Source organism: Streptomyces abikoensis (genome assembly GCF_014648775.1).
GTDB classification, from domain to species: Bacteria; Actinomycetota; Actinomycetes; order Streptomycetales; family Streptomycetaceae; genus Streptomyces; species Streptomyces abikoensis.
Genome location: NZ_BMRT01000002.1, coordinates 837,229 through 861,134, shown reverse-complemented (window position 1 = coordinate 861,134; position 23,906 = coordinate 837,229). Strand labels below are relative to the sequence as shown.

At 74.2% G+C, this 23,906-nt stretch carries 25 protein-coding genes; 15 read left to right on the top strand and 10 right to left on the bottom strand.

Annotation, left to right across the window (positions count from 1 at the left end):
- Positions 1–113: 113 nt before the first annotated feature.
- Both IE096_RS10250 and IE096_RS10245 read right to left on the bottom strand, forming a co-directional pair.
- Positions 114–998, bottom strand: coding sequence for an NmrA family NAD(P)-binding protein (locus IE096_RS10250; protein ID WP_189450832.1), 885 nt, complete (start codon positions 996–998; stop codon positions 114–116).
- Positions 995–1,462, bottom strand: coding sequence for a nuclear transport factor 2 family protein (locus IE096_RS10245; protein ID WP_189450830.1), 468 nt, complete (start codon positions 1,460–1,462; stop codon positions 995–997). The genes IE096_RS10250 and IE096_RS10245 overlap by 4 nt, the downstream gene beginning before the upstream one ends.
- An 85-nt stretch (positions 1,463–1,547) precedes the next feature.
- Here IE096_RS10245 and IE096_RS10240 point away from each other — a divergent pair, with 85 nt between their 5' ends.
- The 5 genes from IE096_RS10240 to IE096_RS10220 all read left to right on the top strand — a co-directional run bounded on the left by IE096_RS10240 (position 1,548) and on the right by IE096_RS10220 (position 7,504).
- On the top strand, positions 1,548–2,156 hold the full coding sequence (locus tag IE096_RS10240) for a TetR/AcrR family transcriptional regulator (protein WP_229820089.1): 609 nt from the start codon (positions 1,548–1,550) through the stop codon (positions 2,154–2,156).
- Positions 2,157–2,264: 108 nt separating this feature from the next.
- The gene (locus IE096_RS10235; RefSeq protein WP_189450826.1) at positions 2,265–2,882 is read left to right on the top strand and encodes a PadR family transcriptional regulator; all 618 of its coding nucleotides are present in this window, start codon (positions 2,265–2,267) and stop codon (positions 2,880–2,882) included.
- 97 nt (positions 2,883–2,979) lie between these two features.
- Positions 2,980–5,400, top strand: coding sequence for a glycoside hydrolase family 3 N-terminal domain-containing protein (locus tag IE096_RS10230; RefSeq protein WP_189450824.1), 2,421 nt, complete (start codon positions 2,980–2,982; stop codon positions 5,398–5,400).
- A gap of 125 nt (positions 5,401–5,525) precedes the next feature.
- Positions 5,526–6,053: a Clp protease N-terminal domain-containing protein gene (locus IE096_RS10225; RefSeq protein WP_229820088.1), complete on the top strand. Its 528-nt coding sequence runs from the start codon at positions 5,526–5,528 to the stop codon at positions 6,051–6,053.
- 341 nt (positions 6,054–6,394) lie between these two features.
- Entirely contained in the window at positions 6,395–7,504 is a 1,110-nt protein-coding gene (locus IE096_RS10220; RefSeq protein WP_189450820.1) for a DMT family transporter, read from the top strand.
- Here the strand turns inward: IE096_RS10220 and IE096_RS10215 are convergent.
- Positions 7,491–8,219, bottom strand: coding sequence for a pyridoxamine 5'-phosphate oxidase family protein (locus IE096_RS10215; protein WP_189450818.1), 729 nt, complete (start codon positions 8,217–8,219; stop codon positions 7,491–7,493). The two genes, IE096_RS10220 and IE096_RS10215, sit on opposite strands and share 14 nt — an antisense overlap.
- Positions 8,220–8,254: 35 nt before the next feature.
- On the opposite strand from IE096_RS10215, the gene IE096_RS10210 reads away from it, so the two are divergent.
- On the top strand, positions 8,255–9,586 hold the full coding sequence (locus tag IE096_RS10210) for an aminotransferase class I/II-fold pyridoxal phosphate-dependent enzyme (RefSeq protein WP_189450816.1): 1,332 nt from the start codon (positions 8,255–8,257) through the stop codon (positions 9,584–9,586).
- Here IE096_RS10210 and IE096_RS10205 read toward each other — a convergent pair.
- Positions 9,577–10,620, bottom strand: a complete 1,044-nt coding sequence (locus tag IE096_RS10205) for a DMT family transporter (RefSeq protein WP_189450814.1) — start codon at positions 10,618–10,620, stop codon at positions 9,577–9,579. The genes IE096_RS10210 and IE096_RS10205 overlap by 10 nt on opposite strands.
- A 75-nt stretch (positions 10,621–10,695) precedes the next feature.
- Here IE096_RS10205 and IE096_RS10200 point away from each other — a divergent pair, with 75 nt between their 5' ends.
- Positions 10,696–11,610, top strand: a complete 915-nt coding sequence (locus IE096_RS10200; protein WP_189450812.1) for a LysR family transcriptional regulator — start codon at positions 10,696–10,698, stop codon at positions 11,608–11,610.
- 104 nt (positions 11,611–11,714) lie between these two features.
- Here the strand turns inward: IE096_RS10200 and IE096_RS10195 are convergent, their stop codons facing one another.
- Positions 11,715–12,182, bottom strand: a complete 468-nt coding sequence (locus tag IE096_RS10195; RefSeq protein WP_189450810.1) for a pyridoxamine 5'-phosphate oxidase family protein — start codon at positions 12,180–12,182, stop codon at positions 11,715–11,717.
- Between the two features lie 140 nt (positions 12,183–12,322).
- Between IE096_RS10195 and IE096_RS10190 the strand changes: the two genes are divergently transcribed.
- On the top strand, positions 12,323–13,000 hold the full coding sequence (locus tag IE096_RS10190; protein WP_189450808.1) for a cysteine hydrolase family protein: 678 nt from the start codon (positions 12,323–12,325) through the stop codon (positions 12,998–13,000).
- On the opposite strand, the gene IE096_RS10185 is transcribed toward IE096_RS10190, so the two are convergent.
- Entirely contained in the window at positions 12,987–13,589 is a 603-nt protein-coding gene (locus IE096_RS10185; RefSeq protein WP_189450806.1) for a Rieske (2Fe-2S) protein, read from the bottom strand. The genes IE096_RS10190 and IE096_RS10185 overlap by 14 nt on opposite strands.
- 122 nt (positions 13,590–13,711) lie before the next feature.
- On the opposite strand from IE096_RS10185, the gene IE096_RS10180 reads away from it, so the two are divergent.
- From IE096_RS10180 to IE096_RS10160, 5 genes are all read left to right on the top strand, one after another.
- Positions 13,712–14,539 carry a HipA family kinase gene (locus IE096_RS10180; protein ID WP_189450804.1) on the top strand — a complete coding sequence of 276 codons (828 nt, stop codon included), beginning with the start codon at positions 13,712–13,714 and terminating at the stop codon, positions 14,537–14,539.
- On the top strand, positions 14,536–14,997 hold the full coding sequence (locus IE096_RS10175) for a DUF3037 domain-containing protein (RefSeq protein WP_373298062.1): 462 nt from the start codon (positions 14,536–14,538) through the stop codon (positions 14,995–14,997). Before IE096_RS10180 ends, IE096_RS10175 begins: the two co-directional genes overlap by 4 nt.
- 175 nt (positions 14,998–15,172) lie before the next feature.
- Positions 15,173–15,934 carry a 3-oxoacyl-ACP reductase FabG gene (gene fabG / locus IE096_RS10170; RefSeq protein WP_189450802.1) on the top strand — a complete coding sequence of 254 codons (762 nt, stop codon included), beginning with the start codon at positions 15,173–15,175 and terminating at the stop codon, positions 15,932–15,934.
- Between the two features lie 118 nt (positions 15,935–16,052).
- Positions 16,053–16,859, top strand: a complete 807-nt coding sequence (locus tag IE096_RS10165; protein WP_189450800.1) for an SDR family oxidoreductase — start codon at positions 16,053–16,055, stop codon at positions 16,857–16,859.
- Between the two features lie 145 nt (positions 16,860–17,004).
- Positions 17,005–17,691 (top strand): uracil-DNA glycosylase, encoded by a 687-nt coding sequence (locus IE096_RS10160; protein ID WP_189450798.1) that lies wholly within the window; start codon positions 17,005–17,007, stop codon positions 17,689–17,691.
- A gap of 64 nt (positions 17,692–17,755) precedes the next feature.
- Here IE096_RS10160 and IE096_RS10155 read toward each other — a convergent pair whose 3' ends face one another.
- From IE096_RS10155 to IE096_RS10145, 3 genes are all read right to left on the bottom strand, one after another.
- A complete protein-coding gene (locus tag IE096_RS10155; protein WP_189450796.1) occupies positions 17,756–18,460 on the bottom strand; it encodes a hypothetical protein in 705 nt (234 codons plus the stop codon).
- 83 nt (positions 18,461–18,543) lie between these two features.
- Positions 18,544–19,059 carry a DinB family protein gene (locus IE096_RS10150; RefSeq protein ID WP_189450793.1) on the bottom strand — a complete coding sequence of 172 codons (516 nt, stop codon included), beginning with the start codon at positions 19,057–19,059 and terminating at the stop codon, positions 18,544–18,546.
- A 40-nt stretch (positions 19,060–19,099) separates the two neighbouring features.
- Entirely contained in the window at positions 19,100–19,705 is a 606-nt protein-coding gene (locus IE096_RS10145) for a TetR/AcrR family transcriptional regulator (RefSeq protein ID WP_229820087.1), read from the bottom strand.
- Between the two features lie 80 nt (positions 19,706–19,785).
- Here IE096_RS10145 and IE096_RS10140 point away from each other — a divergent pair, with 80 nt between their 5' ends.
- Positions 19,786–21,012: an FAD-dependent monooxygenase gene (locus tag IE096_RS10140; protein ID WP_189450791.1), complete on the top strand. Its 1,227-nt coding sequence runs from the start codon at positions 19,786–19,788 to the stop codon at positions 21,010–21,012.
- Here IE096_RS10140 and lnt read toward each other — a convergent pair.
- Entirely contained in the window at positions 20,952–22,493 is a 1,542-nt protein-coding gene (lnt, locus tag IE096_RS10135; protein ID WP_189450790.1) for an apolipoprotein N-acyltransferase, read from the bottom strand. The two genes, IE096_RS10140 and lnt, sit on opposite strands and share 61 nt — an antisense overlap.
- A 534-nt stretch (positions 22,494–23,027) precedes the next feature.
- Between lnt and uppS the strand changes: the two genes are divergently transcribed.
- Positions 23,028–23,819 (top strand): polyprenyl diphosphate synthase, encoded by a 792-nt coding sequence (gene uppS, locus IE096_RS10130; RefSeq protein WP_229820086.1) that lies wholly within the window; start codon positions 23,028–23,030, stop codon positions 23,817–23,819.
- Positions 23,820–23,906: the final 87 nt, after the last annotated feature.

Here is a 23,906-nt window from a genome sequence, read left to right as displayed (position 1 = left end):
GCCGGCTCCGGGCGGGCGGCCGTCGCAGGGACGCGTCTCTCACATCGCGACATCGAGGAGGTCGGCGCGGCCAGGGCGGCGCCCCCGTGACATGCCGTGATATCGCCTGAGTGTCAGCGCCCGGGGCGCAGCTCTCGCTCCGCGACGGCGCGGAAGCCGCGCGCGGGGCGCCCGGTGACGCGACGGACGGAGTCGGTGACGCGGTCCTCCGCCCCCTCGGCGATGGCCCGGTCCATGCCGGCCAGCATCTCGGCGAACTCCTCGGGCATCAGCGCGGCGAGCCGGTCGCGCAGTTCCTCGTAGGGCAGCGGCCGGTGGACCACGGGCCGGCCGGTGACCTCCGTGACGATCGCGGCGATGTCGTCGTGGCTGAGCGCCTCCGGTCCGGTGAGGACGAGGTCGGTGTTGGCGGCCTGGACGTCGGTCAGGGCGTGGGCGGCGACGGCGGCTATGTCGTCGGCGTCGACGAAGCCGACCCGGCCGGTCCCGGCGGCGGTGCGGATGACGCCGTCGGCCCGGATGCTCCGGGCGTGGAGGTGGCCGCCGGTGAAGTTCTGCATGAACCAGGACGGCCGCAGCACGGCCCACTCGTCGAAGATGCCGGGCAGCGCCTGGTGGACCTGACCGACGGCCGGCCCGCCCTTTGGGATGGAGGAGGCGCTCAGGAGCACCGCGCGCCGCACGCCGACGGCGCGGGCCCGGCGCAGGAACGGCAGGACGACGGCCGCGGGGTCGGGATCACCCACGGGCGGGATCACGTGGACGCGGTCGACGCCGTCGAGGGCGGCGGCGTGGGTGCCGGGGTCGTACCAGTCGAAGCGCACCGGCTCGGCCCCGGCCACCGGCGTGCCCTTGCGGCTGGCCGCCTTGACCGCGTGACCGGCGGCCGTCAGCCGCGCGACGGTACGGCTGCCGGTGGTCCCGGTGGCACCGATGACCAGTGTGGAGCCTATGGCGGGAGTGGCACGGGTGACCGCAGAGGTGTCGGCGGTGGTCATCGGCTGCTCCCGGTCGTGGTGGGGGTGGCGGTCCCGGGCCCGGCGAAGTCGACGCCGGGTTCGAGGACGGCGAGGGGGTTCCAGTAGTCGCGGTACGCGGTGAAGCGCCCGTCCTCGACGGTGACCACGGCGATGTACCTCATGTCGAAGGGGCGGTCGTTCCGCACCAGCCGGCCGACGCCGCGCATCTCGACCACGATGGTCCGGGGGTCGGCGGTCCGGTGGATCCGCAGGTCGGCCTCGGGGAAGTCGTGCAGGTCCATGTGGTCGGGGTAGGGGCGCATGTAATCGGCGATCGCCTCCCGTCCCACCAGTCGCGCGGGCCGGCCCGGGGGCGCGAACGGGAACTCCATCAGTCCGTCCTCGGCCCACAGGCCGACCCAGCCGGGAATGTCCTTGGCGAGCAGGAGCCGCAAGCTGTGGCGGTACAGCTCCGCCGGAGCGGTCGATACGGGTACGGACATGGGTATCCTCCGTCTCAGAAATGCGGACCTCGGGTCCGGTTCGACAATACGGACCCAGGGTCCGTTTTTCAATGGGAGGAACCACGTGCCCGACCCCGAGCGCAGGACCCGCAAGGACGCCGCCCGTAACCGGCGGGCCGTCCTGGAGGCCGCCGACGCCCTCTTCGCCCGCTCCGAAAGCCCCGAGGACCTGACCATGGCCGACATCGCGGCGGCGGCCGGCGTCGGCAAGGGCACGCTCTTCCGCGCCTTCGGCGACCGTGCCGGCCTGCTCCGCGCGCTGTACGAGGCCCGGCTCGAACCGGTCCGCGAGGCCGCGGAATCGGGCCCGCCGCCGCTGGGACCCGCCACGCCGCCGCAGGAGCGCGTGCCCGCCCTGCTCGACGCCGTCCTGTGCTTCAAGCTCGACAACCGCCGCCTCGCGCTGGCCCTGGAGGAGAGCGGAAGCGGCGGCCCGTACCGGGCGGAGCACTACGCGGGCTGGCACGCCCTGCTCCGGTCCGTGCTGGAGCGGATCCCCGGCCTGCCCGACGCCGACTTCACCGCCCACGCGCTGCTGGCCGCCACCCGGGCCGACCTCGTCGAACGCCTGGCGGACGGGGAAGGCGTGCCGCGCGAACGCCTGCGCGCCCAACTGGCGGCCTACGCCGCCAAGGTCGTGGCCGCCCCTCCGGCCCCATTCCGTCAGGACTGATCGGCCTCCGCCGAAAGTCGATGCCCAGGTCGTGGGCCATTGCCATCCGATCGGTTCCGATATATCGTTGAGGCATCGCGAACGATCGATGAAGAAAGGAGCGGCACCATGCGCTTCCAAGGACACGGTCATGAGCACCACGGCTACGGCCCCGGGCGCGGCCGGGGGTCCGGGGCAGGCGAGTCCGGTCCGGGCGGTTTCGGCGGGCGCCGGGCCTTCGGGCCCTTCGGGCCTCCGTTCGGCGGCCCGCCCTTCGGCGGGCGCGGGCGGGGCGGTCCGGGCGGCAGGGCGCGGCGCGGCGATGTGCGCGCCTCGATCCTGGCGCTGCTCAAGGACCGCCCGATGCACGGCTACGAGATGATCCAGGAGATCGCCGAGCGCAGTGGCGGCGCCTGGAAGCCGAGCCCCGGCTCGGTCTACCCCACCCTCCAGCTGCTGGAGGACGAGGGCCTGATCAGCAGCGCGAGCGAGGGCGGCAAGAAGCTGTTCACGCTCACCGAGGACGGTCGCGCCGAGGCCGAGTCCGGCCCGGGCACCCCCTGGGAGGACGCGGGGCGCGGCGTCGACTGGGCGGCGATGCAGGAGGTCCGCCAGGCGGGCTTCGGGCTGATGGAGGCCTTCGGCCAGGTCTGGAAGACCGGCAGCGCCGAGCAGAAGGAGAAGGCGCTCGCGGTCGTCAACGACGCCCGCAAGAAGCTCTACCTCATCCTGGCCGACGAGGGCTGAGCCCGGCGGTCGAGGTCTGGAGCGGGGCGGCCCGGGATCACCCGGGCCGCCCCGCGCGCTTTCTTGACGGCACGTCAGCGGGTGGGAGACTCCGGCCATGCCCCCGCTCCCACGCCGCCGGCGCCCCCTCCCCGCCCTCGTACCCGGCCGCGTCATCGCCCTCGCTGCCGTCGCCGTGTGCCTGGCGGCGGCCCTCTCCGGCGCCCCGGCCGGAGCGGAGGCCGGGGCCCAGGCCGGGGCCCGGGGCGGAGCCGAGGCCGGAGCAGCCGAGGCCGGCGGGCCGCGCTACCGCGACGCCCGCGCCCCCGTGGACGAGCGGGTGGCCGACCTGCTGCGCCGGATGACGCTCGACGAGAAGATCGGGCAGATGACCCAGATCGCCGTGGTCAAGCTCCAGGGCGACTGCGGTGAGACCGGCGGCGGCGAGCTGAACGAGCGCTGTCTGGCGGCCGTGCTCCGCGACCGCGCGGTGGGCTCGGTCCTCTCCGCCGGCGGCAGCGGCCCGCCCGTGAACACGCCGCGCGAATGGGCCCGCATGGTCGACGCGGTGCAGAGGTACGCCGTCGAGCACAGCCGGCTGGGCGTCCCCGTCCTCTACGGCGTCGACGCCGTCCACGGCCACAACAACGTCCTCGGCGCCACCGTCCTCCCGCACCAGATCGGCCTCGCCGCGACCTGGGACCCGGAGCTCGTCCGGGCCTGCGCCGAGGCGACCGCGCGGGCCGTCGCGGCCACTGGCGCCGACTGGGCCTTCGCCCCCGTCGCCGACCTCGCCCGCGACCGCCGCTGGGGCCGCTACTACGAGACCTTCGGCGAGGACCCGCTGCTCGCCGGCGCCCTGGCCGCCGCGGCCGTGCGCGGCACCGAGAACGCCGGGAGCGCCGGCGGTGCCAAGAACGTCGCAGCGACCGTCAAGCACTTCGCCGGCTACTCCGAGCCGTCCAACGGCCACGACCGCGTACCCGCCGACGTCTCCGCCCGCTATCTCCAGGACACCCTCCTCGCCCCCTACCGGGCGGCCGTCGAGGCCGGGGCGAAGACCGTCATGGTCAACTCCGGCGCGCTCAACGGCGTCCCCGTCACCGCCTCCCGCCATCTGCTCACCACGGTCCTGCGGGAACGGTGGGGCTTCACCGGTGTCACGGTCAGCGACTGGCAGGACGTCCGTGCCCTGTGGACGACCTACAAGGTGGCCGCCGACTACCCGCACGCCGCCGCCCTCGCCGTCAACGCGGGCGTCGACATGGCCATGGAGCCCTACGAGGCGGGGGAGTTCGCCGACGCGCTGCGCACGGCCGTACGGGCCGGGCTGGTGTCCGGCCGTCGGATCGACGAGGCCGCCGGGCGCGTCCTGCGGCTCAAATTCACCCTGGGGCTCTTCGAGCGACCGTATGTCGACGTCGAGCGCGCAAACACGGAAGTCCTGGGCGCGGGGAGGGAGCTCGCCCGGCGCGCCGCGGCCGCCTCACAGGTGCTGCTGCGCAACGACAAGGGCGTCCTGCCGTTCGGGCCGTCCGTGAAGAAGATCGTCGTGACAGGCCCCCACGCGGACGATCTCGCCGCCCAGGCGGGTGGCTGGACCGTCGGCTGGCAGGGGCTCCCCGACGGCGTGCGGATCCCGGGTACGACCGTGCTCGAGGGCATCCGGCAGGCGGCTCCCAAGGGCACCCGCGTCGTCCACGTCCCGGCCCCGGCCGACGCCGTGGCGGGGGCCCGGGACGCCGACGCGACGGTCGTGGTGGTGGGCGAGCGGCCGGGCGCCGAGGGCGGGGCCGACAGCCCGCGCCCCGAACTCCCCGCGGACCAGCGGGCGCTGGTGCGGCAGCTGAAGGAGACCGGCCGCCCGGTCGTGGTGGTCGTTCTCGCCGGCCGCCCGCTGGTGCTGGGCGACGCCGACGGCACGGAAGGGCTGCTGATGTCCTGGCTGCCGGGCGGCGAGGGCGGGCACGCCGTCGCGGACGTCCTGTTCGGGGCGGTCGGCCCGGACGGCCGGCTGCCCGTCTCGTGGCCCCGGCGGAGCGGCAACGAGCCCCTCTACTACCAGCAGTTGCCGGGCACCAACGCGGGCGCCGAGTCCGGGCACGACGTGGCGTACGACTTCGGGGACGGCCTGTCGTACACCGCCTACCGCGTCGAGTCGCTCGCGCTCGACGCGCCCTCCGTCCCGGCCGGCGGGGACGTCGGGATGACCGTGCGGCTACACGACACCGGGCCGCGTGACGGCGAAATGATCCTCCCCGTCTATGTTTCACGGCCGGTCGGCGACGTACTGTCGCCGCCGCGCAGACTCGTGGCCTTCACCAAGGTGCGCCTGAAGGCGGGGGAGACGAGAACCGTGCGGCTGACCGTGCCGTCGAAGGCGCTCGCGGTCACTCCCGGCGACATCGACGGGGCCGGTCCGCCGCGCGTCGAGCCCGGGCCGTACGTCTTCCGCGCCGGGGCGCGGACGGCCGCGCTGGAGATCACCCAGGGTGCGGGGGAGGGGGCGCGCCCCCGAGGGAAGCCCGTGCGCCCCTGAGACGGATCCGGCCGCCTTCCTCCTGAAGGATGACGCCCCGGAGGGCCGTGCCCAACTCGCGTCGGACACGCGAATGCAACCTTCCGGGGATGTTCTCATCACTCGGGACTGATGGGGTGGGAAGGGTGCGAAGCCGTACACCTGACACCGGACGGGCCGGGGCCCCGGGCGAGGACCCGCTCAGCGCGGAACTGGCCACGGCGGTCGTGGGCGCCCGTCGGCGGGCCGCGCGCGACGGCGACCGGCAGGCCGACACCGCCCACCTCCTCCACACCCTGCTGGAGGCCGACCCGGCCGCCCGCCGGGCCTTCGAGGGCGGCCCGGCCCAGGTCGCCCGGCTGCTGGGCTACCTCGTCCAGCGCACCATCGGCTACGGGTTGCGCTGGAGCGGCACGATCGAGGATTCCGGCGCCCTCCCCTCGCTCGCCGGGAGCCCCGTGCCCGGCTGGTCGCCCGCGGCCGCCGGGGCCATGCGGCAGGCCCGCGACCGGGCCCGCGCACGGGGTGCCGCCCAGGTGGAGGGAACCGATCTGCTCGCCGCGCTGGTGCGCGACTCCCGCTGCCGGGCGGTCGAGGTGCTGCGCCGGGCGGGCGTGGACCCGGTGGCGCTGGGCGCCCGACTGGACGCGGCCGCCCGCTGCGAGTGCGGCTGAATCCTTTCCGCAGAACCCTCTGAACCCCTTCCGCAGAAGCCCTCTGAATCCTTTCCGCCGAAGGCTTCGGTCAAGGGATTCCGGCGCAGGCCTCTGCTGAGGACTCCGCCCGGTCGAGGACTCCGCCGGTCGAGGGCCCCGCCAAAGGGAGTTGCCCCGCGGCCATCCGCCCGCCTAGGGTGCCGATCATGCCGACGACCGCTGTTCTTCCGCCTCCCGCCGCCTAGCGCGGGCGGCCGCTTCCCGGAGGACCCGGGCCCGGACGGGCCACGGGCCGATCGCCGCTGCCCGCAGACGGAGCGATCGATCACCGATGTCTTCCGCGGGAGAACAGAACAGTCATGCGCAACTCCTCTCTTCCGGCCTGCCCCGCTCCGGGTGGGCCGTCCGACGGCGTGCCCTCGCACGCCGGTCCCGGGCTCTCCGTCGGCCAGGGGCTGGCCTGCGTCGTCGTCGCGGGTGTCGCCTGGGGCACGGCGGGCGCCACCGCCGCGCTCGCCTCCGCCAGCAGCGGCCTGGGCCCCGTCGCCCTCACCTTCTGGCGCACGGTCGGCGGCCTCGTCCTGTTGCTGGCCGTACGGGCCGTGCGGCCCCGGCCCGTCCGTCCTCTGCGCGCGCCCGAGACGGGGCGGCGCCGGGCGACCCGCCTCCTGATCACCGGCGGCGGGCTCGCCGTCTTCCAGGCCGCCTACTTCGCGGCGGTCGACGGGACGGGACTGGCCGTCGGCACGGTCGTCACCCAGGGCGCCGCGCCCGTCCTGGTGGCGCTGGCGGGCAGGTTCTTCATGGGCGAGCGGCTCGGCGCGGGAGGCCGGGTCGCGGTGGCCGGGGCGCTGACCGGCCTGGTGGTGCTGGTGCTCGGCCGTGACGGCGCGGGCACGGTGCGGCCCGCCGGAGTGGCCTGGGGGCTGGTGTCGGCAGGGGGCTACGCGCTGCTCACCCTGTACACCCGGCGCCTCGGCCGTGAGGGCCGGGCCACGGACCCGTTCACCACGACGCTCACCTCCTTCGCCGTGGGCGCGGTCTGCCTCCTGCCGCTCGCGGCGGCCGAGGGCCTGTGGCCCCGGGCCCAGGAACTGGGGCGCACGCTGTGGCTGTTGGGGTATCTGGTGACGGTGCCGACGGCGCTGGCCTACGGGCTGTTCTTCGCGGGCCTCGTGGCCGTCCGGGCCACGACGGCCTCGGTGATCACCCTGCTGGAGCCGGTCACGGCGGCGGCGATCGCCGTGACCCTGCTCGGGGAGCGCCTGACCGCCGCGACCGCGCTCGGCACGTGCGTGCTGCTGGGCGCGGTCGCGGCGCTCGCCCTCGCGGAGGCCGGTGGCGGCGGGCGGCGGCCGGGGCCGACGAAGAAGAGCAGCGGCGGGGACGCGGACGCGGCGGCGGCCGGTGCCGAGGGGGACGGGCGGCGGTCCGGGGCAGCGCGGTCGCGGCCCGTCAGCGACCGGTGAGGTAGTCCGGCACGGGGATGCCGGGGGCGAGGTCGTCCGCCGGGACGGGAGTGCCGTAGGCCGTCGTCACGGGGACGACCCCGCTCCAGTGGGGGAGGCCCAGGTCCTCCTCGTCGTCACCCGGGCCGGCGTGGCGGACCTTCGCCGACACCTCGGTGAGGTCGACGCGCAGCACGGCCGTGGCGGCGAGCTCCTTGGCCGACGCGGGCCGGGAGTCCGCCGCCCGGCCGGGCACGACCTGGTCCACCAGGGCGTCGAGGGCTTCGCGCAGCTCGGCGGGGTCGGTGACCCGCCGGGCCGTGCCGTGCACCACGACGGAGCGGTAGTTGAGCGAGTGGTGGAAGGCGGAACGGGCCAGGACGAGCCCGTCGACATGCGTCACCGTCACGCAGACGGGCATGCCGGGCTCCTGCGCCTCGCCCGCCGAGCGCAGGGGCCGGGACCCGGTGGAGCCGTGCACGTAGAGGCGGTCGCCGACGCGTCCGTAGAGGGTGGGCAGGACGACGGGGGCGCCGTCGCGGACGAAGCCGAGATGGCAGACGTAGCCCGCGTCGAGTATCGCGTGCACCAGGTCGCGGTCGTAGGACGCGCGGTCGCGGTAGCGGGTGGGGGTCGTGCGCTCGGTCCGCTCGTACTGCCCGCGCTCGTACTGCCCGGCTCCGGGGATCGGCGCGGCGGTCGTGGGAGTCGGGGTGGCGGCCGTGGAAGAAGGCATTGCGTTCTCCATTGCACTAGTGCATAGTTGGTTTTGTGCTAGGAGAGTATCGGATCGAAGGCCGTCGCGCAGCGGACATCTCCGCGAGCGTGGAACGAGCGGTGGGCGCGGGCAGGCTCGCCCCCGGCGAACTGCTGCCGCCGATGCGGGAGTTGGCGGTGGAGCTGGGGGTCAATCCCAATACCGTCGCGGCCGCCTACCGCACGCTGCGCGACCGCGGAGTGATCGAGACGGCGGGCCGGCGCGGCAGCCGGGTGCGCGAGCGTCCGGCCAGCACGCCCCGCGAGCTCATCCGGGTGGAGGCGCCGGAAGGCGTGCGGGACGCCGCAGGCGGCAACCCCGACCCGGCGCTGCTGCCCCCGCTCGGCGAGGCCCTCGCCGCGGCCGCCGAGCGCGCCCGCCGCAGGCCCGTGCTCTACGGCGATCCGGCCGTCGACACCGACCTGGAGCGGATGGCCCGCGCCGCCTTCACGGACGAGGGCGTCCCGGAGGGCCCCGTGGCCGTCACCTCGGGCTCGCTCGACGCCATCGAGCGGGTACTGAGCGCGCATCTGCGGCCGGGCGACACGGTCGCCGTCGAGGATCCGGGGTGGGGAAGCCTGCTCGATCTCATCCCCGCGCTCGGCCTGCGCGCCGTGCCCGTCGCGGTCGACGACGACGGCCCGCTGCCCGACGAGGCCGACCGGGCGCTGCGCCGGGGCGCCCGGGCCATGGTCGTCACCGATCGCGCGCAGAATCCGACGGGCGCCGCGATCGGCGAGGCGCGCGCCAAAGAGCTGCGGGCCGTGCTCGCCCGCCACCCCGAAGTGCTGCTCATCGAGGACGATCACGGCCACGGCATCGTCGATCTGCCCCTGTGCCCCCTCGCCGGGGTCACCGACCACTGGGCGCTGGTGCGTTCCGTCGCCAAGGCGTACGGGCCGGATCTGCGCCTCGCCGTGCTCACCGGCGACGCCGTCACCGTCGACCGGGTGCGCGGCCGGCAGCGGCTGGGGCCCGGCTGGGTGAGCCATGTCCTGCAGGACGCGGTGGTGCATCTGTGGCGCAGCGGCGCCGTGGACGCGGCGCGGGTCGCCGCCTCGTACGGGCGGCGGCGGGAGGCGCTCGTCGCGGCGCTGCGGGAGCGGGGCGTCGAGGCGCACGGGCGCAGCGGGATGAACGTGTGGCTGCCCGTGCCGGACGAGACGGGGGCCGTGGCCCGGCTGCTCCAGGCGGGCTGGGCGGTGGCGCCGGGGGCGCGGTTCCGGCTCGCGTCGCCGCCCGGTGTGCGGCTGACCGTGTCCGCGCTGGGGATGCACGAGATAGGGCCGGTCGCGGACGCGCTGGCGTCCGCGACCGGCCCGGTGCCGGCGGGGCGCTACGACTGAGCGGCCCCGTTCCCCCGCGTGGCGTCCCCCGCCGCCACGGTCCGGTCGGCCCGGAAGGAACGCCCCTTGCCCGAGCGGCCCTTGCTCTGGGTGAGGGCCGCTCCGGCCAGCACGATCAGCGCGCCGACCGGGGTGTTCCAGGTGAGGTCCTCGCCGAGCAGGGTGACGCCCGCCGCGGTCGCCACGACCGGGATGAGGTACGTCGTCATGGTCGCGGTCGTCGGCCCGACCTCGGCGACCAGCCCGTACTGGAGGAGGAAGGCGAGCCCCGTGCCGAGCGCGCCCAGCGCGAAGATCGCGAGCAGCGACACGACGGGCAGGGCGGACGGCAGCGGGCTGAGCAGCGGCGCGGCGACACCGAGCTGGACCGCGCCGACGAGCAGCTGGCCGCCGGAGAGCGCCAGATGCCCGTCGCCGGTGCCCGACAGCGTGCGCCGGACGTAGATCCAGCCCAGGGCGTAGCTCATCGAGGCGACCAGGGCCATGGCGGTGCCCTTCGGGTCCTGCCCCGAGAAGCCCTGCCAGGCCCCGAGCACCACGAGCACCCCGATGAAGCCGAGGCCGAGCCCCGCGAAGCGGCGGCGCGTCGGCCGGTCCTCGGAGAGCGCCACGAGCGAGAGCACCATGCCCCACAGCGGGGTCGTGGCGTTACAGACCCCGGCGAGGGTGGTGGGGATCGTCAGCTCGGAGTAGGCGAAGAGCGTGAACGGGAAGGCGTTGCAGAGGAAGGCCGCGACGAACAGATGGGCCCAGGTGCGCGGGGAGCGCGGCAGCCGCTGCCGCTTGATCACCAGCGCCGCCATGAGCACGGCCGCGCCGAAGAACATCCGGCCGAAGGAGACATAGGGAGGAGCGAAGCCGTCGGTGCCGAGCTTGATGAAGAGGAAGCTGAATCCCCAGACGACCGAGAGCACGGCGAATTTGATCCGCCAGTCGAGGCCCCGGCGCCCGGGATGAGTGACCGTCGTGACGGTGGCGGAGGGGGCGGCGGGTGTGGAGGCGGAGGGATGTTTCGGCGTCGCGACGGTGCTCATGACGACTACCATGCAGGGCCATGAGTCATTAGAACAAGCAAATAATTCTATGAGACATCGCGTAGCATCGCTTATATGTTGAACCTGGAGCGCCTGCGCACCCTCCACGCCGTCGCCCGCCACGGCTCCGTCAGCGGCGCGGCGGAGGGGCTGCACGTGACGACCTCGGCCGTCTCGCAGCAGCTGTCCAAGCTGGAGCGCGAGGCCGGTCAGCGGCTGCTGGTCAAGAGCGGCCGCGGGGTGCGCCTCACCGACGCCGGGCGGCTGCTCGCCGAGCACGCCGGGCGCATCCTCTCCCAGGTGGAGCTGGCCCAGTCCGACCTGGAGGCCCAGCGCGGCCACGCCGTCGGCGAACTGCGGCTCGGCGCCTTCCCCACGGCCGCCCGTGGCCTGTTCCCGGCCGCGCTCATGGCCCTGCGCGCACAACACCCGCAGTTGCGCGCGCGGCTGGTGGAGATGGAGCAGGAGGAGGCCGTCGAGGGGACGGTGCGCGGCGACATCGACCTCGCCGTGGTCCTCGACTGGTACAACAAGCCGCTGCCGGTCCCGGACGAGCTGGTCAGGACCCCGGTCCTGGACGACCCCGTCGACATCGCCGTCCCCGCCGGGCACCCGCTCGCCGACCGCACGGACGTCTCCCTCACGGACTTCGCGGACTTCGCGGAGGACGAGTGGATCGCCTGGCCCAAGGGCGAGTTCTGCCACGACTGGCTGATGTCCACGCTGCGCGGCCAGGGCATCGAGCCCCGCATCTCGCACATGGCCGAGGAGCACGCCACCCAGCTCGCCCTCGTCGCCGCGGGCCTGGGCATCGCGGTCGCCCCCCGGCTCGGCCGCGGCCCCCTGCCGGAGGGGGTGCGCGCGGTGCCCGTACGGCACACGATGTGCCGCCACGTCTTCGCCATCTGGCGCGCGGACGCGGACCGCAGGCCCTCGATCCGGGCGGTGGCCGACGCGCTGCGGGAGGCGGCCGGCGGCATAGGGGAGTGACGGGAGCGATCCCGTCGGCGTCGGGTCATCCTCGTGCGCGTCGCGTATCCCCGTCCGCGCGGGGTCATCGCTGTCCGCGTCGGGTCGTCGACGTCCGCTCCGTGTCATCGGCTCCGCAGTTTGCGGAAGTCCCAGGAGACGACGGCTTCCGGCGTCAGCCGGAGCCAGCCGTGCCGGCTGTCGTGGGGCATCGCCGCCAGGCCGAAGTACTTCTCCGCGAACAGCCGCTCGGGCACCACGAGCTCCGGGCACGCCGCGCCCCGGCGCGGGGTCTCGCCCACCACGGTCACCGTGCCGGACAGCTCCGCGCCGCGCAGCTCCTCGTACTCCTCGCCGTCGTCGACCACCACCGCCACCCGGGGGTCGTGCCGCAGATCGGCCCAGCGCCGGCTGCGGACCAGGGAGTACAGCCACAGCGCCCGTCCGTCCCAGACGAACCACAGCGGGCCGACGTGCGGCCGCCCGTCCCGCCCGGCCGTCGCCACCCGGCAGGTGCGCCGCCCGGCGAGGAAGGCGTCCAGCTCGTCCCGCGTCATCATGGCCCGACGGCCCCGCCGCTGTGTGACGGTCATCCCGCGCACCCGCCTTCCCGACCCGACCGCATCTGACTCTCCGTCAGAAGAATGATGCCCCTTCCCCGGCGCCGCAATGCCCACTAGCCTCACGCGCGCCCCGGGCGGGGCGCTGGTACGAACCGTTGCGGGGGAGATCCATGGCCACTCAGGACCCGTTCGCCGAGGAGACCGACCCGGCGAGCACCGTGCTGCTGACCGTCGAGTGCCAGCGCGGGGTCGTCGGCCCCGACAGCGCGCTCCCGGAACTCGCGGCCGTCGCCCGTGCCTCCGGGGCACTCGTCAACGTCGCCCGGCTCGTCGCCGGGGCGCACGAGGCGGGCGTACAGGTCGTGCACGCCATCGCCGAACGCCGCCCGGACGGCCGCGGCGCCAGCCGCAACGCCCACCTCTTCCGCGTCGCCGAACGACTGCCCGTACAACAGCTGACCGGCACCCACGCCGTCCGGGTGGCCGAGCCCGTACCCGTCGGCGACGGGGACCTGGTCGTCCGCCGGCTGCACGGGCTCTCGCCGCTGGCCGGTACGGGCCTGGACGCCCTGCTGCGCAACCTCGGTTGCCGCACCCTGATCGTCACCGGCGTGTCGGCCAACGTCGGCATCCCCAACGCCGTCTTCGACGCCGTCAACCTCGGCTACACGGCCCTCGTCCCCTCCGACGCCATCGCCGGGGTCCCCGCCGACTACACGGCGGCGATGGTGCGCCACACCCTCGCGCTGGTAGCCACCGTGACCACGACCGAGGCCGTCCTGCGCGGCTGGCGCCGGCGCGGACGGCCCCGGCGGACGCCCGGCCCCGAGGGGCTCAGCCCAGCGTGATGGAGCCCCCGTTCACCGAGATCCGCTCCTCGGGCAGCGGCTTCTGCGCCGGGCCACCCCTTACGGCTCCGTCGGTCACCGCGAACCTGCTGCCGTGGCAGGGGCAGTTGATGGTTCCGTTCGCGACGTCCTTCACCACGCATCCCTGATGGGTGCAGACCGCCGAGAACGCCTTGAACTGCCCCTTCGTCGGCTGGGTGACCACGACCTTCCGGTCCGGGAAGACCTTGCCGCCACCCTCGGGGATCTCCGAGGTCCGGGCCAGGGCCGCACCCGCGCCCGCCCCGGACGTGGCGTCCGGCCCGGGCGTGCCCTTGTCGCCGGCCGCCTGCCCCGGCGTCGCCTTCGACGCGTCCGACGTGTCCGGCGCGGCGCCCGCATAGCCGGAACCGGAGCCGGAGCCCGTGTCGTCGGAGCCGCCGCACGCGGCGAGGACGGCGGCGAGACCGGCGGCTCCGGTCGCGGCGACGACGGTACGGCGGGTGGTCCCGACCGGACGGACCGGACCGACCGGACCGGCTGGACGGACCGGACCGGCTGGGGCGGATGGCGCGGCCGGCACGGATGGCTCGGGTGACGAATGCGTCATGATCGTTCCTTTGCTGTCGCTTCGCATCAGCTGGATCGAGTGGTTTGAGTGATGCGAGGACACATACGGCCGCGCCGCGCCCGGCGTTCAACCGGCCGCCGCCGGGCGATTAATCTGGGGCGATGCTCCCCGAAGTCACGGCCACCCGCTATGTCACGCCCTTGCGTGAGGGCGGCTCGCTCCCCGGCATCGTCGAGGCAGACGATCTGGGCACCTACGTCATGAAATTCACCGGCGCCGGCCAGGGCCGCAAGACGCTCGTCGCGGAGGTCATCTGCGGACAGCTCGGCCGCCGCCTCGGCCTGCGCGTCCCGGAGCTGGCCCGCATCCAGCTGGACCCGGTCATCGGCCGCGCCGAGCCGGACCAGGAGGTCCAGGCGCTGCTCAAGGCCAGCGGCGGGCTCAACCTCGGCATGGACTTCCTGCCCGGGGCGCTCGGCTTCGACCCGCTCGCCTTCGAGACCGACGCCGCCGAGGCCGGCCGCGTGATCTGGTTCGACGCGCTCATCAACAACGTCGACCGCTCCTGGCGCAACCCCAACCTGCTCGTGTGGCACGGCTGCCTCTGGCTGATCGACCACGGCGCCACCATGATCTGGCACCACAACTGGCCCGGCGCCGCGACCGCCGCCGGCAAGCCGTACGACGCCTCGGACCACGTCCTCGCCACCTTCTCCCCGGACATCGCCGGGGCGGCGGCCGAACTGGCGCCCCGGGTCACCGAGGAGCTGCTCACCGAGGCGGCCGCCGACGTCCCCGACGAGTGGCTCGCCGACGAGCCCGGCTTCGACAGCCCGGACGCCCTGCGCCGGGCGTACGTCGAGGTGCTGCTCGAACGCGCGGCGACCATCGGCGAGAGGATCACCATGGGCGAACGCACCGCGGAGAAACCGTCGCAGGCGCCGGAATGGGTACGAGTCAGGCTGAACGGAAAGGGCGCCGCGAAGTGACGGGCCGCGAGAACGGTCACGGGGCGCAGCAGCCGCACCGTGTCTCCCACCCCCAGGACCACAAGGGCCGCGACGGCGCGAAGCGCGACGTCTTCGAGTACGCGCTGCTGCGCGTCGTGCCCCGGATCGAGCGCGGGGAACAGATCAACGCCGGAGTGGTCGTCTACTGCCAGGCGCAGTCGTATGTGACCGCCCGCGTCCACCTCGACGAGAACCGGCTGCTGGCCCTCGACCCGGCGGCGGACGTGGCCGGCGTACGGGCCGCGCTGCACGCCGTCGAGGGGGTCTGCGCCGGAGGCGAGCGCGCCGGGCAGGCGGCCTGCGACGACGCCGGGCGGCGGTTCCGCTGGCTGATCGCGCCGCGCAGCACGGTGGTGCAGCCGGGCCCGGTGCACACCGGGCTGACGGCCGACGCGGAGCGCGAGTCGGAACGCCTGCTCGATCTGCTGGTGCGATAGCGCCCGGGCGACGGCGGGGACGCAGGAGAGGGCGGGTGGTGGGGCGTTGACAGCGCGTGGCGGGACTTCTAGCGTCTGATCGACCAAGCTACTGAGCGGTTGCTCACCCCGCCGCCGCTCCCCTGGTCGGAGCGCGCCGCCGGGGCGGGCCGCCTTCGAGGTGAGGAGAACCCGCATGTCCACCACCGAGCAGCGCGTGGCCCTCGTCACGGGCGCGGCCCGTGGCATCGGCGCCGCCACCGCGGTGCGCCTGGCCGCCGAGGGACGCGCGGTCGCCGTCCTCGACCTCGACGAGGCGGCCTGCGCGGACACCGTCGAGAAGATCACGGCGGCGGGCGGCAGGGCGCTCGCCGTGGGCTGTGACGTCTCCGACGCCGCCCAGGTGGACGCCGCGGTGGCCCGCGTCGCCGCCGAGCTGGGCGCGCCGGTCGTCCTCGTCAACAACGCGGGCGTCCTCCGGGACAACCTGCTGTTCAAGATGAGCGAGGACGACTGGGACACCGTCATGAACGTCCACCTGCGGGGCGCGTTCCTGATGGCGCGCGCCTGCCAGAAGCACATGGTGGACGCGGGCTTCGGCCGGATCGTCAACCTCTCCAGCAGCTCGGCCCTCGGCAACCGCGGCCAGGCCAACTACGCGGCCGCCAAGGCCGGCCTCCAGGGCTTCACCAAGACCCTCGCCAAGGAGCTCGGCAAGTTCGGCGTCACCGCCAACGCCGTCGCCCCCGGCTTCATCGCCACCGACATGACGGCGGCCACGGCCGCCCGCGTCGGCATGAGCTTCGAGGACCTCCAGGCAGCGGCGGCCACGCAGATCCCCGTGCAGCGCGTCGGCGAGCCCGAGGACATCGCCAACGCGATCGCCTTCTTCACCGGGGACCAGGCCGGCTTCGTCTCCGGCCAGGTGCTGTACGTGGCCGGCGGCCCGCTCGACTGACCCGGCCCGCACGGCCCGGCACCCCACCCCACCCCCCACGCAGGCCGGGGGCCCCGCGAGCGGACGGCACGTACGTGCTCATCGGCCGCCCAGGAGAGAACCGAGGAGAACGGACAGCATGCCCGCCACGCCCGACGCTTCCACCACGCCCAGCGCATCCGTCACGCCCGCTCAGGGAAGCGAACCCTCCGGCAAGGTCGCCCTCGTCACGGGTGCCAGCCGCGGCATCGGTTACGGCATCGCCCGGGCCCTGGTGGCCCGTGGCGACCGCGTCGTCATCACCGGCCGCAACGAGGACGCCCTCAAGCAGGCCGTCGAGTCCCTCGGCCCCGACCGGGCCGTCGGCGTCCCGGGCAAGGCCCACGACGAGGCCCACCAGGCCCAGGCCGTCGAGCGCGCCATGGAAGCCTTCGGCCGCGTGGACTACCTCGTCAACAACGCGGGCACCAACCCCGTCTTCGGTCCCATCGCCGACCTCGACCTCGCCGTGGCCCGCAAGGTCTTCGAGACCAATGTCGTCTCCGCGCTCGGCTTCGCCCAGCGGACGTGGCACGCCTGGCAGAAGGACAACGGCGGCGCGATCGTCAACATCGCCTCCGTCGCCGGGGTCGCGGCCTCCCCCTTCGTCGGCGCGTACGGCATGAGCAAGGCCGCCATGGTCAACCTCACCCTGCAACTCGCGCACGAATTCGCCCCCGGCGTACGCGTCAACGCGATCGCCCCGGCCGTGGTGAAGACCAAGTTCGCCGCGGCCCTCTACGAAGGGCGCGAGGAGGAGGCCGTCGCCTCCTACCCCCTCGGCCGGCTGGGCGTACCGGAGGACATCGGCGGCGCGGCCGTCTTCCTGCTGTCGGACGCCGCGGGCTGGATCACGGGCCAGACGCTCGTCGTGGACGGGGGCCTCTTCCTCAACGCCGGGGTCTGAGCACGCGGACGACGCCGGGCCCGGGGCCTTCCGGGCCCGGCGTCGGGTCTCCGGAGCCGGAGGTCGGGGACTCCGGGGCGGGCGTTGTCAGTGGTCGGCGGTAAGTTCTCCGGCGAGAACGGAACGAACCCCGGAGGTTGTCGACGTGACCGTCACCGACGTGCTGCCCGAGTCCTGGCACGGTGTCCTCGGCGAAGAGCTGGAGAAGCCCTACTTCAAGGAGCTGACCGAGTTCGTGGAGGAGGAGCGGGTGAAGGCCCCGGTGTACCCGCCGCGCGGAGAGGTCTTCGCCGCCCTGGAGGCCACCCCGTACGAGCGGGTGAAGGTCCTCATCCTCGGCCAGGACCCGTACCATGGCCCGGGCCAGGGCCACGGCCTGTCCTTCTCGGTGCGGCCGGGCGTCCGGACGCCGCCGTCGCTGCGCAACATCTACAAGGAGATGCGCGAGGAGCTCGGCTACGACGTCCCGGACAACGGCTACCTCCTGCCGTGGGCCGAGCAGGGCGTCCTGCTGCTCAACGCCGTGCTGACCGTCCGGGGCGGCGAGCCCAACTCCCACAAGGGCAAGGGCTGGGAGAAGTTCACCGACGCGGTCATCCGCGCCGTCGCCTCCCGCCCCGACCCGGCCGTCTTCGTGCTCTGGGGCAACTACGCGCAGAAGAAGCTGCCCCTGATCGACGAGGAGCGGCACGTCGTCGTCAAGGGCGCCCACCCCTCGCCGCTGTCGGCGAAGAAGTTCTTCGGCAGCCGCCCCTTCACCCAGATCAACGAGGCGGTCGCGGCCCAGGGCCACGAGCCGATCGACTGGCGGATCCCGAGCATCGCCGTCTGACGGGCTGACGGACTGACGGGCCGGGGGACCGGTGGCCCGACGGCCGACGGCTCCCGGCCGGGGCTCAACGCCCGTACACCTGGTGGCAGATCCGCGACGCGTCGCCGCCCTTCTCCCACTTCCCATAGGTGTCGCCGAGGGCGCACAGGCCCTTGCCCTGCTGGCCCCGCGACGCCGGGGCCGGTGCGGGGGCCGGGGGCGGGGCCGCGTGGCGCTCCTCCGGTTCGGGAGCAGGCCGGGGGGCCTGGCGCTGGGGCTCGGGCGGCGCCGGGGCGGGCTCCTGCCGCTCGGCGCGGTGCTCCGGGGAGGGGGCCTGCCGGGCGCCGCCGGGATCGGTGGCGGGCGGCGGGGGAGCGACGAGCGACGGCGCGTCCGGGGAGCGGCGCGCCCCCTGGTCGTCCCCGGCCGCCCGTGAGGGCGCCGGAGGGTCCCAGGGCATGGTCGGATCGGCCGGGTCCTTGGGATCCGCCGGGCCTTTCGGGTCGTACGGGCCGATCCGGAAGGGGTCGGCCGTCCGGCCCGGGGCCCCGTTCGCCTCGGGAGCCCCGTTCGCCCCACTCGCCCCTTGCGTCGGGGTCCCGTCCGGCGAAGGGGGCCGGGAGGCGCCCGGGCCCGTGACGGTCAGCGACTCACGGGCCGGGCCCTGGTGGACGGCCCGGGGCCCGCCGGGCCCGCCGGGCGCGAGGGGCCGGGGGGAGACGGAGACACAGCCGACCGCGGCCGACATGGCCACCGCCACCAGGACGGCGGCTGAGGGCACTCGATGCATTCGGCCAACCCTGCTGCCCGCGAAGGGACATGGGGAATTCCCCGCAGGGGTGACATGGGTTCACGGGCCCGGCCGCGCTCCGCTCAGAACCCGGTCGCGCCGTCGACGCGCTCGCGGATGAGGTCGGCGTGGCCGTTGTGCCGCGCGTACTCCTCGATCATGTGGGTGAAGATCCAGCGGAGGCTGAAGGGCTCGCCCTCACGCCACCTGACGCCGGTGCCGGTGTGATCCAGCGACCGTTCGGCGGCGAGCTCCCGGGCCTTGGCGATCTCGGCCTGCCAGGTGGCGAGGGCCTCCTCGCCGGTGTCCTTCTCCGTGACCTTGAAGTCCTTGTCGCGGTCGCTGTCGTCGTAGTAGATCGGCGGCGCGTCCTCCCCGGACAGCACCCGGCGGAACCAGTGGCGCTCCACCTCCGCCATGTGCCGCACGAGCCCCATGAGGGACATGATGGACGGCGGCGCGGACGCCGTCCGCAGCTGCTCGTCGTCCAGGCCGGCACACTTGGCGGCCAGCGTGGCCCGCTGGAAGTCCAGCCAGCCTTCCAGCATTTCGCGTTCGCCCGCGGTGGTCGAGGGCATGGTGCGTTCATTGATCGTCATGGGGACATCATCGCGGCGCGGCTCGATCCCCGGCCAGGGGTTATCGTCCCAGCGCTCCCCGCAGCAGCTCCCTGAACCCCCGCCGCAGTTCCGTACGGCCGGGCACCTCGGCGTGGTAACTCCCCGCCACGCACGAGAACATCAGCCCGTCGCACCACGCGATGAGCGACATCGCGTGCCGCTCCGGTTCGGGGGAGCCCGCGGCCGTCATCAGCGCGATCACCGGAGCGCGGAAGCGGTCCCGGCCCGTCACGTCGTAGACCTCCCTCAGCTCAGGCCGGCGCGCCGCCTCCAGCGCCAGCTCGTAGCGGGCGAGGACGAGTTCGCGCTGCCCGGTCAGCGAGCGGTGGAGCGCGAGCGCGAGGGCGTCGGCCAGCGCGTCGAGCCCGTCCGCCCCCGCCGGGTCCGGCATCTCGCGGGGCGTCAGCATCGCCTCCTCGCGCTCGGCCAGCCGCCGTACGGCCGCCTCCAGCAGCGCGGCACGGGTGCGGGCGTGGTTCGACGTCGAGCCGGGCGGCAGCCCGGCGGCCTCGTCCACGGCGCGGTGGGTCAGGCCCCGCATGCCGCGCTCGGCGAGCAGGGCGAGCGCGGTGTCGGCGATCAGCTGGGCGCGGGGACGGGCGGGGGCGGTCTTCTCGGGGCGCACGCCCCCAACCTACCGCTGCCACTACAGGCGTAGTAATTTGGCTGTCACTACACCTGTAGTTCCGCTCTCGGGAGGAACCCATGGCACAGCCCCGCGCCGTCGTCATCGGCGGCGGCATTGGCGGCCTCACCGCGGCCTGCGCCCTGCACCACCACGGCTGGCACGTCACCGTCCTCGAACGCGCCGCCGCCCTCGAACCCGTCGGCGCGGGCATCGCCTTGGCCCCCAACGCCCAGCGCGCCCTCGACACCTTCGGCGCCGGCGACGCCGTACGCGCCCTCTCCGGCTGGCAGGCCGACGGCGGCCTGCGGCTGCCCGACGGCCGCTGGCTCTCCCGCACCAGCAACGAGGCCGCGGCCCGGCGCTTCGGCGGCCCGGTCGTCGTCGCCCACCGCGCCGACGTCGTCGGCCTGCTCGCCACCCGCCTCCCCGAGGGCGTCGTACGCACCGGCAGCCCCGCCACCCTCACCGACCCCGGCGCCCCCGACCGGCCCGCCCGCGTCACCACCCCCGACGGCGACCTGGAGGCGGAGCTCGTCGTCGGAGCCGACGGCATCCACTCCGCCGTCCGCGCCGTCCTCTTCCCCGGCCACCCCGCCCCCCGCTACACCGGGGCCACCGTCTGGCGCCTGGTCGTCCCCCGCCCCACCACGCCCTTCCCGGCCCACGAGACCTGGGGACCCGGCCGGGTGTGGGGCACCGTCCCCCTGCGCGACGGCCGCGTCTACGCCTACGCCCAGGCCGTGGCCCCCGCCCGGGCCGTCTCGCCAGGCGGCGAACTCGACCAGCTCCGCCGCCTCTTCGGGGACTGGCACCACCCCGTGCCCGACATCCTCGACGCCGCCGACCCCGCCGCGATCCTGCGCAACGACGTCCACACCACGGCCCGCCCCCTGCCCGCCTTCCACCGCGGCCGGGTCGCCCTCCTCGGCGACGCCGCCCACGCCATGGCCCCCAACCTCGGCCAGGGCGGCTGCCAGGCCATCGAGGACGCCGTCGTCCTCGCCCACGCCCTGGCCACCGCCGCCCCCGGCGACGCCCTCGCCGAATACACCCGGCAGCGCCTGCCGCGCACCACGGCCGTCGTCCGCCGCTCGGCGCGTGTCGCCCGTCTGACCCGCCTCTCCTCACCCCTCGCCTGCGCCCTGCGCACCGCGGCCCTCACCACCGTCAACCGCCTGGGCCCCCGCGTCGCCCTGCGCGGCCTCGACGGCGTGGCCGACTGGCGACCGCCCGGTGAGGACCGTCACCGCGACGCGCGGGCGGCCTTCCCGACGAGCCAGACGAGCAACTCCACGACCCCGTAGAGAGCCAGGACCGTCAACGAGCCGTAGACGGCCCAGTCGCCGGTCCGGACGTACGGGCTGGTGCCGCGCGCCAGGGGCACGTCGTAGACGGCCGCGGCGCTCCGGTCCGTACCCAGCCGCTCGCCGACGATCCGCCCCCGCGGATCCGCCACCGTGCTCACGCCTGTCAGCGTCGCGTGCACCATGGGCCGCCAGGTCTCGGCGGCACGCAGCGCCGCGAGCGAGGCGTGCTGGGCGGGCGCCCAGCTGTGCTGGAACGTGGACGTGGCCGACTGCGCGACGAGCAACTGGGCCCCGTCCCCGGCCAGCTGCCGGCTCATGTCCGGGAACGCCGACTCGAAGCACACCAGCGGCCCGACGAGCAGGCCCCGGCCCCGGGTGTCCGGCAGCCGCATCACCACCTGCGCGCTGCCGCGCCGCCGGTCCTCCCCGGCCGCCTTGCCCACGGACGTCGCCCAGCCGAGCAGCGAGCGGGCCGGAATGTACTCGCCGAACGGCACCAGCCGCATCTTGTCGTAGCGGTCCCCGGTGGGCCCGTCCGGCCCCACCAGTACCGAACTCTTGAAGATCCCCGGCCGGTCCGACCGCCGCGCGTCCACATTGACCAGCAGGTCCGCGCCGACGGACCGGGAGAGCGCGGCCAGCCGGTCGCGCAGATCGGGCCGGTTTCCCAGATCCTGCCCCACACTGCTCTCTCCCCACACCACGAGATCCACCCGCCGCCCGGCGAGCTCGCGGGTGAGCTCCTCCTCCCGATCGAAGCGCCGCTGTACGCTCCCCACCCCGTCGACGACGCCGGGCTGAACGACCGCGACCCGCACCGTCCCCGCGAGCTCGGGCACCGGCGCCCACCCCCACACCCCGGCGACCACGCCCGCGCAGGTGAGCACCCCCACGACGGCCACCACACGAGCGCGGGGCGCCGAAACGAGCGCGGTGAGAGCGGTGTTGACGCCCACGACCAGGAACCCCACCAGCCAGACGCCCCCCACGGAAGCCACCCGCAGCGCCGGTGCGACCTGCCACTGACTGGCCCCGAGCAGCCCCCAGGGCCCGCCCAAGTACTCCCAGGACCGCACCAGTTCGACACCGATCCACCCGGCGGGCACGACGAGGAGGGCCGCCGCCACGCGCCCGGGCCCCGGCGCGCCCCCCAGCAACCGCCGCACGAGCAGCCCCCAGGGCGCCCACAGGGACCCCAGCAGCGCGGCCAGCACCAGGATGAACACGTGCAGGCTCGGCAGCAGCCAATGGTGCACGGCCAGCAGGAACCCGGCCCCGCCCAGCCACCCTTCGAGCGCCGCCCGCCGAGCCGTGAGCGCCGAGCGGACGAGTAGCATCCACGGCACGAGCGCGACCCAGGCCAGCCACCACAGGGAGGGCGCGGGAAAGGCGAGAGCGGGGATGGCGCCGGCGGTGACGGCCGCGAAGGCCCGGGTCCAGGGTGAGGTGAGCAGGGGCTCGTGCGGTTCCGCCACCATGCGGTACCTCCTCTTCCACGTCTGCCGTCCGTGCTGGAGCACACCGCTCCGGACGTATCGGCCGCGGTGTCCCGGTGTTCGCCGTCCGGCGGAGGGTACACCTCTCAGCGGTGCCCGCCCGGGGAACAGCGCGTGTTCGATGCGCATTCGGTCCTGGGGACAAGGACGGATCCAGATCGGCTGCGACGGCAGCTGTGCTCTGGATCCACAGAGCCGTAGGTTGAACATGACTCCATGTGGATCGTCACTCTACTGACCGGGTACCACCCCATTCAGGCGTCGGCGTCCTCACATACCCCCTCTTGTGACCATGCCGACAGGTTGATGACAATAGGCCAGTGGCTGGGCCTTTCATCCTGTGTGTCGCCATCGCAGTCCTGTGCCACCGGTGGCGCACACGACGTATGGCGCTCGGCTGACTTGTGCGTCGCCATGGCTCGCGTCTGCCCGACAGCTCCTTCCCGTTCTTGCGTGGCCCCTGATTCGTGACAGGAAACGTTGCAGCAAGCGTCCGACACGACGAGCGGAGCGATCATGACCAATCCGAGCAGCGCAACGGTCGAGGTCCCTCTCCCGGTTCGGGTGGGCAGCCCGTCCCCGTTCCGGTCTCCCGGCCTCGTCATGGACGGTGGAGAGGTTCCGAAGCACATCGCCTTCATCGTCGACGGCAACCGCCGCTGGGCGCGGAACCGGGGCATCTCGGTGGAAGAGGGGCACCGTCGGGGAGCGGAGAACATCTGCAGGGCCCTGGAGTGGTGCGAGGCGGCAGGTGTCCAGATCACCACCTGGTGGCTGCTCTCGACGGACAACCTCAGCCGTTCCGCCGGTGAACTCCGTGAACTCGTGGACATCATCAGGGGACTTGTCCGCCTGCTCGCCACCAGTCGCCGCTGGCGGATCCGTCACCTGGGCGATCCCGCCATGCTGCCGTCATCACTGGCGACGGAGCTCAAGGAGGCTGCCGGGAGCACCGGTGACGTCCTACGGCCACAGGTCAATCTGGCGATCGCCTACAGCGGACGAGCCGACATCGTCGAGGCCGTCCGCACCACCGTCCTGCGGGCGGCCCACATGGGACTGGACGTCGACGCCCCTCTCGAAGTGACCGAGGAGCGGATCGCCGAAGCCCTGTCCACGAGAGGGCAGCCCGACCCGGACCTGGTCATCCGCACGTCCGGCGAGCATCGCCTGTCAGGGTTCATGTCATGGCAGACCAGCATGGCCGAATTGCACTTCTGCCCTGCCCTGTGGCCCGATTTCCGGCGAACCCATCTGGAATCGGCCTTGGGCGACTACGCGGCGCGGAAGCGCCGATTCGGTATGTGAGAAGCCGCTCGCCATTGCCCGTCGGATCCCGAATCACCGGTCTCGTGCCGTGCGGCCGGCCGGTGAGTTCGCTGTGCTGCCCATCTG